At 60.0% G+C, this 14573-nt stretch carries 10 protein-coding genes; 7 read left to right on the top strand and 3 right to left on the bottom strand.

Annotation, left to right across the window (positions count from 1 at the left end):
- Nucleotides 1-104 precede the first annotated feature (104 nt).
- The gene (gene glmS / locus WN72_RS18550) at nt 105-1931 is read right to left on the bottom strand and encodes a glutamine--fructose-6-phosphate transaminase (isomerizing) (RefSeq protein WP_092218901.1); all 1827 of its coding nucleotides are present in this window, start codon (nt 1929-1931) and stop codon (nt 105-107) included.
- Between the two features lie 620 nt (nt 1932-2551).
- Here glmS and WN72_RS18545 point away from each other — a divergent pair.
- Complete coding sequence (locus tag WN72_RS18545) at nt 2552-2788, top strand: DUF6894 family protein (RefSeq protein WP_027557060.1); 237 nt, start codon at nt 2552-2554, stop codon at nt 2786-2788.
- A gap of 116 nt (nt 2789-2904) precedes the next feature.
- Here WN72_RS18545 and WN72_RS18540 read toward each other — a convergent pair whose 3' ends face one another.
- Entirely contained in the window at nt 2905-3549 is a 645-nt protein-coding gene (locus tag WN72_RS18540) for a LuxR C-terminal-related transcriptional regulator (protein ID WP_244553934.1), read from the bottom strand.
- A 413-nt stretch (nt 3550-3962) separates the two neighbouring features.
- On the opposite strand from WN72_RS18540, the gene WN72_RS18535 reads away from it, so the two are divergent.
- Nucleotides 3963-4769 carry a response regulator transcription factor gene (locus tag WN72_RS18535; protein ID WP_051395235.1) on the top strand — a complete coding sequence of 269 codons (807 nt, stop codon included), beginning with the start codon at nt 3963-3965 and terminating at the stop codon, nt 4767-4769.
- Nucleotides 4770-5490: 721 nt separating this feature from the next.
- Nucleotides 5491-5706 carry a DUF2934 domain-containing protein gene (locus tag WN72_RS18530; RefSeq protein ID WP_231164331.1) on the top strand — a complete coding sequence of 72 codons (216 nt, stop codon included), beginning with the start codon at nt 5491-5493 and terminating at the stop codon, nt 5704-5706.
- A gap of 384 nt (nt 5707-6090) precedes the next feature.
- On the opposite strand, the gene galE is transcribed toward WN72_RS18530, so the two are convergent.
- Complete coding sequence (galE, locus tag WN72_RS18525) at nt 6091-7116, bottom strand: UDP-glucose 4-epimerase GalE (protein WP_027557058.1); 1026 nt, start codon at nt 7114-7116, stop codon at nt 6091-6093.
- A 664-nt stretch (nt 7117-7780) separates the two neighbouring features.
- Between galE and WN72_RS18520 the strand changes: the two genes are divergently transcribed.
- From WN72_RS18520 to asnB, 4 genes are all read left to right on the top strand, one after another.
- The gene (locus WN72_RS18520) at nt 7781-8560 is read left to right on the top strand and encodes a 4'-phosphopantetheinyl transferase family protein (RefSeq protein WP_084334090.1); all 780 of its coding nucleotides are present in this window, start codon (nt 7781-7783) and stop codon (nt 8558-8560) included.
- 55 nt (nt 8561-8615) lie between these two features.
- Nucleotides 8616-11522 carry a non-ribosomal peptide synthetase gene (locus tag WN72_RS18515; protein WP_231164330.1) on the top strand — a complete coding sequence of 969 codons (2907 nt, stop codon included), beginning with the start codon at nt 8616-8618 and terminating at the stop codon, nt 11520-11522.
- 75 nt (nt 11523-11597) lie between these two features.
- Entirely contained in the window at nt 11598-12770 is a 1173-nt protein-coding gene (locus tag WN72_RS18510) for an acyl-CoA dehydrogenase family protein (protein ID WP_244553933.1), read from the top strand.
- 105 nt (nt 12771-12875) lie between these two features.
- The gene (asnB, locus tag WN72_RS18505; protein ID WP_027557055.1) at nt 12876-14567 is read left to right on the top strand and encodes an asparagine synthase B; all 1692 of its coding nucleotides are present in this window, start codon (nt 12876-12878) and stop codon (nt 14565-14567) included.
- Nucleotides 14568-14573 lie beyond the last annotated feature (6 nt).

Genomic DNA, 14573 nt, shown 5'->3' with positions numbered 1-14573 from the left:
AACCTGGATGAGGATGGCCGCATGATCGATGATGTTTCCGGACGGATCCTTGATCACGGCATCCGCGGACGGCGAGCGACCATAACCTGCCACGACATTCGCTGCTATTCGACCGTCACTGATTTGGCGAGATTGCGCGGCTGGTCCACATCGGTGCCCATGATCACGGCCGCATGATAAGCGAGCAACTGGATCGGAACCGAGTAGACGATCGGCGCGAAGGTCGGCGCCATGTCAGGCAGCAGTACCGTAGCTACGGGCTCGATGGCTGATTCCGCCGCACCTTTGGCGTCCGTGATCAGAATGATCTTGCCGCCGCGCGCCACGACCTCTTGCATGTTCGACACGGTCTTTTCGAAGACGCCGTCGAAAGGCGCGATGACCACGACGGGCATGTTCTCGTCGATCAGGGCGATCGGGCCGTGTTTGAGCTCACCCGCGGCATAGCCCTCGGCATGGATATAGGAGATTTCCTTCAGCTTCAGCGCGCCTTCCAGCGCAAGCGGATAACTGGTGCCTCGCCCCAGATAGAGGACATCACGTGCCTTTGCGACATAGCGAGCCAGCTTCTCGATCTGCGGCTCGCTGGCAAGCGCGGCGCCCATCAAACGCGGAACCTCAATCAGCGCGCTCACGAGCTTTCTCTCCTCGCTCACGGAGATCTCGCCACGCTCTGTTCCAGCAGCGACCGCGAGGGCGGCGAGCGCCATCAACTGACAAGTGAAGGCCTTGGTGGAGGCAACACCTATTTCCGGACCGGCCAGGGTCGGCAGCACCGTTTCACTTTCACGCGCGATAGTGGAGGTCGGCACGTTCACGACAGAGACCGTGTGGGCTCCCCTCTCCTTGGCGTACCGAAGTGCTGCGAGCGTGTCGGCGGTTTCGCCCGATTGCGAGATGAAGAGCGCGAGGTCGCCCTTGCGAAGCGGCGCTTCGCGATAGCGGAATTCGGAGGCGATATCGACATCAACAGGGATATGTGCCAGCCGTTCGAACCAGTACTTTGCGATAGCCCCCGCATAACTTGCGGTGCCGCAGGCCGTGATCGTAACGCGCCTGACATTGCTGAAATCGAACGGCAGCTTGATCGGCAGTGCGACTCGTTCGGTTCTCATATCCACATAATGGGCGAGCGTGCGGCCCACTACGTCCGGTTGCTCGCAAATCTCCTTAGCCATGAAATGCCGATAGTTGGCCTTGTCGGCGACGAACGACGCCCCACCCGGCTCGAGCACCTCGCGCGTAACGACCGCGTCATTCGCGTCCCGGATCACTCCTCTCTGGCGTGACAGCACCACCCAGTCACCGTCTTCGAGGTAGCTGATGCCCTGGGCGAACGGAGCGAGGGCAATCGCATCGGAGCCGAGATAGGTCTCACCGTCGCCATAGCCCACCGCCAGTGGCGACCCCCTGCGCGCTCCAATCAGAAGATCGCGATATCCCTTGAATAGAAACACAAGTGCGAAGGCGCCGCGCAGCTGCGGCAACGACGCTTTGACGGCTTCCTGGGGCGAATAGCCCATCAACAGGTAGGAATGAACGAGGTGTGCTACGACTTCACTATCCGTGTCGCTCGCGAATTTCGCGCCCTTCGCTTCGAGCCCGTGGCGCAACGTTCGAAAATTCTCGATGATGCCATTATGGACCACTGCGACGCGCTCGGTCGCGTGTGGATGGGCATTGTATTCCGTCGGCTTGCCGTGCGTGGCCCAGCGCGTGTGACCGATTCCGGCATCCCCGCTCAGCGGCTCAGCACGCAGCCGCACCTCCAGGTTCTTGAGCTTACCTTCGGCACGCCGACGCTCGAGATGACCATCATCGAGGGTGGCCACTCCCGTCGAGTCGTAACCCCGATACTCGAGCCGTCTGAGCGCGTCGATCAATCGCCCCGATACCGCGGATTGTCCTAGAATGCCGATAATTCCGCACATCTGTCAGATCTCTCGCCTCGTCGACAATCACAAATGCACGCACACGATGATCATCAACGCCCAATACACGGTTGGTACAGATTGGGGCGGTCGAATCGGGAGAAGCGCTGCAACAAACGCGGGGTACTCCGCTTGAGCGGGTGAATGTAGCAAGCGTCCTCCTGCTTTCGAGCCCCCCGGCGGCGCGGGTCAATGTCATGAATGCGATTACCGCGGCTCGATGCGCGATCCGAAACCGAGCCGCGCATCCAGGCGCCTCACGCGCAGAGGCTCAATGATTGCAGCCCGAAGCAGGCGCGGACGCGGGCAAGTGAACCAGGAGGGCAAGCCCTCAGCCGACCTCATACCGTCGAGGCGAGGCGATCGCGGCCCGGCGGGGGTTGATTTGCAGGAATGCCAGGGTCGTCGAACACGCCGAAGTGGACAATTGCGGCGTAACGAGACTCTAGACCGCAACGCGCAATTGTCCATGTCAACTAAGAGGATCCCGTTCGACGTTGAGGTACTCAACAATGCTCATGGACCGGGACTGTCCGCTCGTCATAGTCCCACTCCGGGACGCTACTGCGACATCCGCTTGGTCTTGTCGCGCGGATGCACCTCGTTTTCCGGATGCTCCAATGCCTCGCTATTTTTTCCACGTCCACGACGGCGGGTCAGTACCCGATGACCTCGGCTTGAATCTGCCCGACATCGACGCCGCGCGGGCGGCAGCCATCGAGTTGAGCCGCGAGATCCTTCGAAGCGAGCACGTCGGACCATTTGAGGACCATCCGTCCTGGCGGATCGAGGTTAGCAAGAGCCCTGAACCGAACAGTGAGCCGCTGTTTGTCCTCCACTTCTCGCTCACGGAATAACCCGCGGCAAGCGCCTGCTGATCTTCTAGAACCCCACTGGTGTCGGATCATTCCGCTCGAACTTCAGTTGGCCTTGGCAGCCCGGCGACGCAACACGGGCGCTCAGCGCTCTCGGCTCATTCGGACTCCGTCGACTTGACCGGAGTGCCCCGATCATTTTGCGAAATGGCGAGAGCCGCAAGCGCTGTTCGGTTGCTGATCTCCAGCTTCTGAAAGACATGGTGAAGATGGACTTTGATTGTGCCGTCGGCAATGTTCAAGCGGCGTCCAATTTGCTTGTTTGACAGTCCTTCCGATACCAGGCGCATGATCTGACGCTCCCGGTCCGTCAGCATGGCCAGCGCACTGTCCGAGGTCACCCCATGGCCAGCCGGTGTAGCCTGATCAATCGAAGGCTGCGGTAATATTCGTTCACCGCGCGCGATTTGTCGCAAGGACTGCACCAGCACTTCGGACAAGGTTTCCTTCAGGACCACGCTGCAGCCATCTAACGCGTCCGGCAACAAAAGGTCGTAGTCTTCTGAAGGCATGAAAAACGCCAAGCGGATCGAGCGATCGGCCGGATTGAGGACGGAGGAGCTCAGTGCGATCAGCTCGGGCATTGTTGAATCGAGAATCGCGATGTCGGGCGCGAGCCTCTCGATCGCCTGCACGCAACTCGCAGCATCGCTACAAGATGCAACAACTTCGAAGTCGCCTTCCGCGCCGAGCAGGCTGCTCAGACCCTGCAAGACCATCGGATGCCGGTCTGCAATTACCACCCTTGTGCAATTCATTGGCTCCTCAGTCCCCGCGTAGCCCTACGGATTAACTCAACGTGCGGAAATATTCTATGGCTGATTCATCTGTAGATTGTGCAGCCCGCCCCGGGACGCCAGTAGTTTCCGGGAGTAAACCTATAACGAACGGTATATATCGAAATCGGAAGTCCGGATTTAACGTTAGGAAAAGCTTAACCACTTGAAGGCGGGAAACCCGCCAAATGATGGCAAAAACCTGCCAAACAATGGCAAAGGCTGGAAGCACACAGCCGAGGTAGCACGAAAGGATATCCCGCCGAAAAAGGCGATCAACTGGCGGCCTGTTAGGAGGCAGCGCCGGCGCAGGTAACTTTGACTTCAAGATCTTCCATTGCAGTCGTGTAATTGCGTAGCGTACGTCGTTGGAGGGTACAATGCCGAGGCGTCAATCTTTCGAAACTATTCTTATTGGAAAGAACATTTTAGTCAGAGAGGGAATTTCACGGATCCTACATGCTGCGAGTTTCCGGATCCTGCTCTCTGTTTCGAGCGCTGAAGAATTGCCAAACGAGCTCCAGTCACATCAACTACTGTTTCTCATCATCCACAACGGCGACAGTTTCGATGTCGCATTGGACCAGATACGTTTCGTCAGGGGTCAGCGTCCTGATGCGCGTGTCGCAGTCGTATCGGATCATTATCGCCCGGATGAACTTGTCTCGGCATATCGAGCTGGTGCGAGCGGCTATTTCGTGAACGTCAATTCTTGCGACGCCTTCATCAAGTCCATCGAACTCGTGACGATGGGAGAGGCGGTCTTTCCGCCGGCTTTTCTGTCGTTCGCGCTTGACGGCATTCTTGAGCGCGAAGCAACACCAGCCGAAGAGGTCGAGCATGGCATCGTGCTCACGACGGATGAGCCGGTCGCACCACATCTTTCTCCCCGCGAGAAGGCGATCTTGTCTTGTTTGATCGAGGGCAATTCCAACAAGTCCATTGCCCGAAAGATCGACATAGCTGAGGCGACGGTCAAGGTTCACGTCAAGGCGATTCTGCGCAAGATCCGCGTCCAGAACCGGACGCAGGCCGCGATCTGGGGAATGAACAACGGATCACTGATGCATTCTGCAGATGGACACACCTTGCCCTCGATCATCCCTCACCCCACAGGTCTCGGCGCCTTGCGACCCGATCGCCAGGCTCATGTCAATCAAGGTCCCGGGGTCACTAAACTCGATTAATGGGCATCGTTCCGTGTCTAGCACCTCATCGCAACGGCGTGTCTGACCTGATGAAAGACTACTCCCACGGCACGGTAACCGTCACGCAGCTCGCAATCTTCGATAAGCCACAGCGGCCACGCTGCTGTGGCCTATCTCCTTGCACAGACCTCGACCACAGCGCACAGAATGTGTTTTGATCTTCGCGCGTTTGACACGCCAGCCATGACAGCTCCATAGCGATCGCCGTCGCGCTCACTCGCCTGCACGCAGTATCCGACACTCGATTGCGATCGCACTGGAGCCGGAATGGAACGACATCAGACGGCGGGTGTCGGCCGCTCACCGTGACCTCTTGGCGGAACATTGCCCGTCGGTGATGATGCCCTATCTTCCCCATCGGACTCTCGCATCGAATTTCGGATGGATTGCCCGTGTTCCAACAGCCGCGCCAGCAAAGGTCATCCGCTACGAGGCGTGTTCCTAGACCGCCTGACCCAGGGAGTACTTGGCCCCGGCCTACCGCGCGATCCGGTCGAGCTCGCTCCGGGAAACGCGAGCAGTTTTCTCCACTCCCAACGCCACGGCACCGCCCACATGATTCCGTGGACTTCTGCGCGGCGGACTTCACGAGGTCCGGATCACGCTTGGCGCCTGTTAGTTCGCATCAGCGACCATCAAGCGGGCGGCAGTTGGATGTTTGTGGGCGATAGAACCAGGGATTAGCTGAGGAGACAACGGGTTGATCGATACGAGCAGAGGCGGCCAATCTCACGGTCAAAGCCCCTCGGGATTAAGGCAGATGGGGGTTCTTCCAAGCCAGAAGCAGATCGAGTGCCGCGCGTATCGGCTGTGGGAGCAAGCCGGGATGCCTAAGGGGCGAGACCAAGAGTTCTATTTGGAAGCGGAGCGGCAGTTGAAGAAAGAGCTGCTCCGCGACGATCCGTCGGTGGAATAAACAGCGATGAAAGCCCAGACCGGGACGGACATTGCGCGCCGACTGAACATTTGGGCGATGGGACCACCAAGGTCCGTCTTCACCATACCTTCCGGAAATCAGCAGCCAGACAGTTATTGCCGCGCTCGCGGTCTCGGATATTGACGCAGTGGCGCGGCATTTCCGCGCCCGAGCATGTCGTTGTCGCGGTAGGATCCTATATTGTTGCGCACTCCGCTCGCTGGTATGATGGCAGCGACATCGCAGTTCGCATCATCAGTCGACATTTGTGGCTGGATCTTGTTGGGGCGGCTCTCGTGATGGGCGGCGTTCGGCTTACAGCGACACCACAGCCACACGCGGTCGACGACTTGTGCGCCTGACATCGTCCAATCGCGGCGCGATCTAACGGCCTTCAGAGTTTGTACCACGATAACCGTCGGGACACTTGCATTGCCAGCGCCAATGGTCTGCGCACATTTCCTCCAGTGATCGCACCGATCTCCACCCCAGCACCCTTTCGGCAAACGTGGGATCGGCAAAACAGACAGCGACATCACCGATCCGGCGCTTGTCAATCTCAAATGGAACTGACCTACCGCTCACGGCTTCAAACGTCCGAACAACGTCCAGAACGCTGCTGCCATTGCCCGTTCCAAAGTTCGCCGTAAGGAGTCCGGGCTGCTTCAGGCTATTCAAAACACTCAGATGACCAGACGCAAGATCAACGACATGAATGAAGTCGCGGATCCCAGTGCCGTCCGGCGTGTCGTAATCGTTTCCCCAAATCCGCAGCTTCTCTCGTTTTCCGATCGCCACTTGCGCGACAAATGGCAGCAGATTGTTCGGGACGCCCTTCGGGTCCTCACCGATCAGCCCGCTTTCATGTGCGCCGACGGGATTGAAATATCGGAGAATCCCAATTCGCCAATCATTGTCGGACCGATAGAGGTCCTTCAACATTTCTTCGATGAAGAGTTTAGTACGGCCGTATGGGTTTGTCGGCCCAAGAGGGTGGTGCTCGTCGAGCGGCAGGTACGTAGGTACACCGTAAACGGTGGCGGACGAGCTAAAGACGAGCGTCTTTACACTTGCCCTGTTCATCGCCGAAACGAGGCGCATGCTTCCGAGCAGGTTGTTTTCGTAATAGGTCATTGGACGAATGCTGGATTCGCCTACCGCCTTCAAGCCCGCAAGATGGATAACCGCCGATACTTCGTACGAACATAGTGTTTCGTAGATGGCCTCTTCATCCAAAATGTCGACCTGCCGAAAGGTGAGGGATCGCCCGCAGATGAGTTGTACCCGCTCAAGGGAGGCTTTGTTGCTGTTCGAGAGATTGTCAACTACGACGACATCGAACCCAGCATCCAGTAAGGCAATGCACACATGGGATCCAATATAGCCAGCGCCGCCAGTCAAAAGAATCATCGTGGACAGTTCCTGTGTTTACACAACCGGCCCTATTCCTGCGCATCCAACGTCTATGCTCTCAAAACTCGACCCTGATAGCGGATGCTGCAACGCGACTGCGGCAAGAGGCTTCGCCGCAGATCGCCTGAAGCGAGTGTCAGCTCCTCAGCAGCTTTGCCAGACTTCTCGCGCGTCCAACTGACTTGTCGCCACAGCTGAGTGCAACGACGCCGAGGGATTACCTCCTTTGGCTTCGCTCGCCGACGCCGCGCCGCGTTTCGTTCTTTCGCCTTTCTTGATTCGGCAGCCCTCGCATAGAGATTCTGCGTGTTGATTGCGTCGCCGCGCGTCCCGTAACTCCCCCCACTCCGCAGGACCCAAGGGTCCGTAGCTCTCCGCGAGCGCGAAGCTCGCCTGAGCGCAGCTAATCTGGACGGGGCGCGCCGGAACAATCCGCGCCCTCTACATCGCCTTGCTCGAGGAGCATGCTCCGCGATGAGCTCCGCCGCCTGTGCAATCCCCGGGCCGCTGGATGGGAAGCGGCAACAAATGGGTAATTACGATGGTCCATTGAGCCATCGCACTGCGGGATTAAACTTCCGATCCGCAACCGTTCAAATGCCGTTCCAACTCTACTGCTGGCGATCCGAAATCAGAATTTGGGCGCAGAAAGTAAGGCGTGATGAGTTTTCGCATCAAGGCCCGCGCGCAGAACGAGTGGGAGAAGGATCGTTATGGCGTTGGTGGCCAGGACCGGCCGGGCCACAAGCCTGAACGCGGGGCGCGCAAATCCAACACGGCCCTCTCGAGCCTTTTGGACAAAGCGGTCGAGCTGAGACCCCGGACCGAAATGCCGGTTTTCGAGAATGATGGATTGGAGATCCTGACATTCATGCTCGATGTGGAGCCGGACACCATCCGGCGGACAGGCGCTTGCCTCAACGACGAGGAACGTCGGCGCGCCCAGCGTTTAAGATTGGAGCAGGACCGCCGCCGCTTTATTGTTACCCGGGGGCAACTGCGCCGGGTCCTCGCTTCCAAACTGGGAATTTCGCCGTCCGACGTCGAACTAGAGTATGGACGATTGGGCAAACCTCACCTCTCGCACCGTATGCCTGCGCGCGATTTGCACTTCAGCGTCTCACGATCCGCAGATGTGGCGGTCATAGCGCTCTCGACCAGGCAAGAGATCGGGGTGGACATCGAGGCAATTCTCCCGGTGCCCGAAGCGGACGAGATCGCGGCGCTCTGTCTTTCCGCCTCCGAGTACGAGTCCTACACCGCCCTTGGTCCGGAAGACCGTCTGGAAGACTTCCTCCGGCATTGGACCCGGCTGGAGGCAATCTCCAAGGCCCTGGGGTGCGGCTTAGGACAGCGCATTTCCTGGGATGAAAAGGATTGGGTTGTCCGAACGTTCGTACCGAAATCTGGATACATCGGGAACATGGTCGTTCGGAAATGAATGATCATCCGGTGACTTGATTTGATTTTTATTTTGCCCGATGGGAGCCCATCTCATGAATGAAGTCCTACCCATCCCGGCAGAGGGCGTACCGCTTGCGCTGCTGAAAGAGGCCGACCATCAGGCGTTGGTTGTCGACTACAACGCCACGGCGGCGCCCTACCCGTCGGACAGGACGATCGTCGATCTGTTCCGCGATCAGGTGACGCGGAGTCCCGATGCCGAAGCGATCCGCTTCGGTGATGCAACGCTGACGTACCGACAGCTCGACCAACACTCTGACCAGATGGCCACGCATTTGAGCTCGACCGGCGTAGGACCGGGTCGGATTGCCGTGGTGTTCATGGAGCACTCCATTGAAGTTGTCGTCGCGATCTTGGGCATCCTAAAGTCCGGCGCAGCCTACGTGCCGCTGGATGCGGCAACGCCGAAGGGACGTATCGCAACGATCCTGAAGGACATTTCCAACGGGACCGACGGGCGGGCGCCGGTTGTGATCACTCAGGCGCGCCTGCAATCGGTCATTTCCCCGAACCTTGCCGACATCTTCGTGCTCGACGCCGATTTTGGTTCGATTTTGAATCAGCCGGATTCGGCCCGACCGTCCGCCGCTACGCCGGACGGCACAGCCTATATCATCTTCACCTCCGGCTCGACCGGCACTCCCAAGGGCGTCGAGATCGAGCACCGCAGCCTGGTGAACTACATCTGGTGGGCGGCTCGGGTCTACAGTTCCGGCGAACGTCTCGCATGGCCTCTTTTCTCATCTCTCGCCTTCGACCTTACCGTCACAACACTGTTCACACCGCTCATCACCGGCGGCCGCATCGTGGTCTATCTTGGCGATCCCGGAGCGCAGAGCATGGTGGTGCTCAAGGTCGTCGACGACAATGCCGTCGACATCATGAAGCTGACGCCGGCACATCTGGCGATGGTCCGCGACCGCAATCTTGCGACCACAAGACTGCGAAAGTTCATCGTGGGCGGCGAGGATTTCAAGACCGAGTTGGCCCGCGATATCACGAAAGCTATCCCCCATCCCACCGAGATCTACAACGAATACGGGCCAACCGAAGCCACCGTGGGCTGCATGATTCACCGTTTCGACATTGACCGGGATCGATCCGCGTCGGTGCCGGTGGGCGTTCCAGCCGCCAATGCGGGGATCTACATCCTCAGCAAGGCATATCATCCCATCGGCCCCGGCATCATCGGAGAGATGTTCATTGCCGGCGACGGTCTGGCGAGAGGTTATTTCAATCGCCCTGACCTGACCGATGAGCGTTTCCACATGGCCGCCGATCCCCGAGGTGGGTCTTCTGACCTGCGGCTTTATAAGACGGGAGATCTAGCCCGCTGGAACTCGCAAGGGCGCCTGGAATTTCTCGGCCGCGCCGACCATCAGGTGAAGATCGGTGGCACGCGTATCGAACTGGGCGAGATCGAAGCACGGCTTCTCAGGCATCCGCACGTTCAGGAATGCGCTGTCGCTGCCATTGCCACCTCGGTGGCGAAGCCAGCGACACAAATAATGCCCCAAGTCGGCCATGTCGAACCGCCAGCGGCCGAAGACGGCCTCGCACGACTTGTCGCCTACTATGTCTCATCGAAGCTCCTGGCCGTGTCAGACCTGCGCGCCCACCTCGCCGAAGAACTCTTGGAGTCCATGATTCCAACGCACTATATTCGCCTCGAACGGATGCCACTCACGTCCAACGGCAAGATCGACCGCTCCTCGCTACCCGAGCCGACGGCGGAAAACGTCCAGCCTGCACAAGACTTCGCCGCTCCCTCCACCGAGACCGAGAAGACGCTGGCCGCGCTGTGGTGCGATCTCTTGAAGATCAAATCGATCGGATGTCGCGACAACTTCTTCGACCTGGGCGGACACTCACTCCTGGTCATGCGGGCGGTGTCACGCATGCGAAAGACCTTCGGCGTCGACATGCAGCTTCGCATTCTGTTCGAGCGCCCAACCGTGGCCGAACTGGCGGAATTGATCGACGAAATGCGCATGGCGGCCGATACCCCTTCAATCTCGGAGAAACCGAGGGAGGAGATCCTCCAGTTCCATACCCGTGGCGGTAGGCCTCCCCTGTATTTCTTCAATGGGGACCTGATCGGCGGCCACTTGACTGTGCGGCGGATGGCGGAGGTTTTCGGGCCTGATTATCCGATCGTCTCCATCGATCCCCACGGTCTTCACGGGGATCAGATTCCGCCGTCGATCGAGGAGATGGCCGCGGACCGCCTACCGCTGATCCTGGAAAGGCAGGCGAGCGGCCCCTTCCTCCTGGGCGGCAAATGCAACGGCGCCTTGGTGGCGTTCGAGGCAGCCCGCCTGCTGATGGCAGCCGGCCACAAGGTCGATATGGTCGCGATGGTTGATCCGCCGACCATCAATGCCCGTCCGGTGACGCGGGCGATCATGAGGCTGATGAAGCCGGTGGTTTCGCCTTACCGTCTGCGCTGGACCTATCAACTGTTGGTCCATCTGGAAATCTTCTCCACAGCGTCAGCTAGCAAGAAAATCACCAAACTGCTGAAGCGGCTGCGGATCGGGAAGCTGTATGACGGCTTGTCCAATCCCAATGTTGATATCCCGCCGGCGTTATGGGGCGCTTATTCAGGCGCAATGGCGCAATATCTTCCTGAGCCGCTCGAGGTGCCTGTGAGTTTCTACGCGGCCGGCTCCAATGGTCGAGCGTGGCGCCTCAGCTCCCGGCTTGAAGTAACTGAGATGGCTGGGGAACACAGCGACATACTGACCTCTGGCGCAGATCGGCTGGTCGATCATCTGCGGCACCGGATTGACGTTCTGACTGATAGCGCACCTCGGTCAATGAACCGCACGCGCCCGCCGACGCCTGCTGAGAGGCAGGGGTTGCGAAAGGGCACGTCCAGCCCGAGCCGGCAGCCAATTGTCGGCGCCATGCTATCGAACAACGATCGGGGCCCGTAGATCTTTGAAACGACCAAAACTGACAGCTTCTGAACGGAAGCTTCTGCGTTGGGCCTCATAGCCGAGCGGATGAAGATGATGGACAAAGCTTGGGTACCGGTGCGAGGACCGGGGCTGCCTTGGGTGGCGGAGGAGTACGAGTCCCTACGGGACCAAGTCCGCCGGTTCGTCGAGGAAGAGATCAAGCCCTGTGCGGATCGCTGGGAAGAAGACGGGTTCATTCCCCGCCCGGTCCTGCGCCGCATGGGCGAACTGGGCTTCTTCGGCATCCGCTACCCGGCCGAGTATGGTGGTGCCGAGATGGACGCGGTCGCATCGACGGTCTTCGCCGAGGAGCTTGGGCGCTCGACCTATGGCGGCGCGGCCGATGCGATACTGGTCCATACCGACATGGCTTCCGGGTACGTCTTTCACGACGGGACCAATGCCCAGCGCGCCCGCTGGATGCCGGGCATTATCAGCGGCGATCTGATCACCGCGGTCGCCATCACGGAGCCGGATGCGGGCTCGGACATGAAGGCCATCCGCACGCGCGCGCGCCGCGAAGGCGACTCCTACGTCATCGACGGCACGAAGCTCTACATCACGAACGGAGTCCACGCGGATCTTTACTGCGTCGCCGCAAAGACCGATCTTTCGGCAGGAAGCAACGGGATAACGATGTTCCTAATCGAGAAAGGAACGCCGGGCTTCCGCGTCGCGCGCAAGTTGGACAAGCACGGCTGGCGGTCCTCCGATACGGCGGAGCTCGTCTTCGACGGTTGCCATATCCCGGCCGAAAACGTGCTCGGCACGGAGGGACAGGGCTTCTACTCCATGATGCGCAACCTCCAGAACGAGCGCCTTGTGCTTGCCGCCCTGGCGATAGGGACTGCCGAGGCGGCGATCGAAATGACCCTCACTTGGGTGAAAGCTCGCCGCGCATTCGGAGCCGTCCTATGGGACATGCAGGCGATCCGGCAACGTCTCGCGATGCTCTCTGCGAAGGTGGAGGCGAACCGCCAGTTTCTCTATGCCACTGCTTGGCGCATGGCGGCGGACGAAGATTGCATGCGCGAGATCTCGATGTTGAAGGCCATCTGCGGCGAACTCGTCAACGAGGTCGTGTATACGTGCGTGCAGTTCCACGGAGCTATGGGCGTAATGCGCGAGAGTCCGATCGAGCGCATAGCACGTGACGCCCGCATCCTGTCCATCGCCGGCGGCGCGACGGAGGTGATGCTGGAGGTGGTCGCGTCGATGTCCTGAGGACATCGCACTGGCGTTGATTGTAGCGGGCTTGCCATGAAGCGGATCACAACAGGCGTTAGTTCCTAGACGATTGGTTTGTCTCCTCATCACCAGGAGCGGTTCATGTGTTCGATCTTCGGCATTTTCGGCCTGCAGGCCGGCGACGACCTCCCAGCGCTGCGCCGCCATTGCCTTGATCTGTCCCAACGCCAGCGCCATCGCGGCCCGGACTGGAGCGGCGTCTACGCGGATGCGGGGGCCATTCTCGTCCATGAGCGCCTGGCCATCGTCGACCCGGCCGGCGGCTCACAGCCGCTCCTCTCCGAGGATGGCGGCCTGGCCTTGGCAGTCAACGGCGAGATCTATAACCACCGCGAACTAAAGGCCGAACTGGCGCAGCCCTACGCCTTCCAGACCGGCTCGGACTGCGAGGTGATCAACGCGCTCTACCGCGAAGACACCCCGGCCTCTTTCCTGAACCGCCTCAACGGCATCTTCGCATTTGCGCTGTGGGACCGCGGGCAGCAACGCGCGCTAATCGCGCGCGATCCGATCGGCGTGGTGCCGCTGTACTGGGGTCATGACAAGGACGGGCGCCTTGTGGTCGCCTCCGAGTTGAAGTCGCTGGTCGACATCTGCGCCGACGCCGCGCAGTTCCCGCCGGGCCACTGGTACGACAGCGCCGCGGATACGCTGACCCGTTACTACGAGCGCCCGTGGCGCGACTACGACGCGGTCGAAGGCGTGGCAGCCGATCGTACCGCGCTGCGCGAAGCTTTCGAACGTGCGGTACATCGCCAGCTGATGACCGATGTGCCGTACGGGGTGCTGCTGTCCGGCGGCCTCGATTCGTCGCTAGTCGCCGCCGTAGCCGCGCGCTACGCACGCCACCGCATCGAGGATGACGACCAGAGCGAGGCATGGTGGCCGCGCCTGCATTCGTTCGCCATCGGTCTGAAGGGCTCGCCCGACCTGGCCGCCGCGGCGATCGCCGCCAAGGCGTTGGGCACCGTACACCACGGCTTCGAATATACCTTCGAAGAAGGCCTGGACGCCCTGCCGCAAGTGATCCGCCACGTCGAAACTTACGATGTAACCACCATCCGCGCCTCCACGCCGATGTTCCTATTGGCACGCCGGATCAAGGCGATGGGGGTGAAGATGGTGCTATCCGGCGAGGGCAGCGACGAAATCTTCGGCGGCTATCTGTACTTTCACAAGGCGCCCAATGCGCGCGAATTTCACGAAGAGCTCGTGCGCAAGCTCAACGCGCTCAATAACTACGACTGCCTGCGCGCCAACAAGTCGATGATGGCCTGGGGCGTGGAACCGCGCGTGCCGTTCCTGGACCGCGAGTTCCTCGACGTGGCGATGCGCATCGATGCCAAGCACAAGATGGTCGGCAAAGGCGCCGACGGCGCGCGGCGGATCGAGAAGGCACTGCTGCGTGAAGCATTCGAAGGCTATCTGCCGGATTCGATCTTGTGGCGGCAGAAGGAACAATTCAGCGATGGCGTAGGCTACGGTTGGATCGACGGGCTGAAGGCACACGCCGAATCGCAGGTCAGCGCCCGGGTGATGGCAGCAGCCGACAAGCGCTTCGTGCACAACCCGCCGCAGACCAAGGAGGCGTATTACTATCGCCACCTGTTCGAGCAGTTCTTCCCAACCCAGGCGGCGGCCGCAACCGTGCCGAGTGGCAAGTCGATCGCCTGCTCCTCGCCGGCGGCGATCGCTTGGGACGCCAGTTTTGCAGCGATGGCCGACCCCTCCGGGCGCGCCGTGGCCGGCGTGCACGAGCAGGCGCTGGCCTGATCGCAG

This window comes from Bradyrhizobium arachidis (assembly GCF_015291705.1).
GTDB lineage: Bacteria > Pseudomonadota > Alphaproteobacteria > Rhizobiales > Xanthobacteraceae > Bradyrhizobium > Bradyrhizobium arachidis.
Note: the sequence above shows the minus strand (reverse complement) of the source record. Positions and strands in the feature narration are given on the sequence as shown.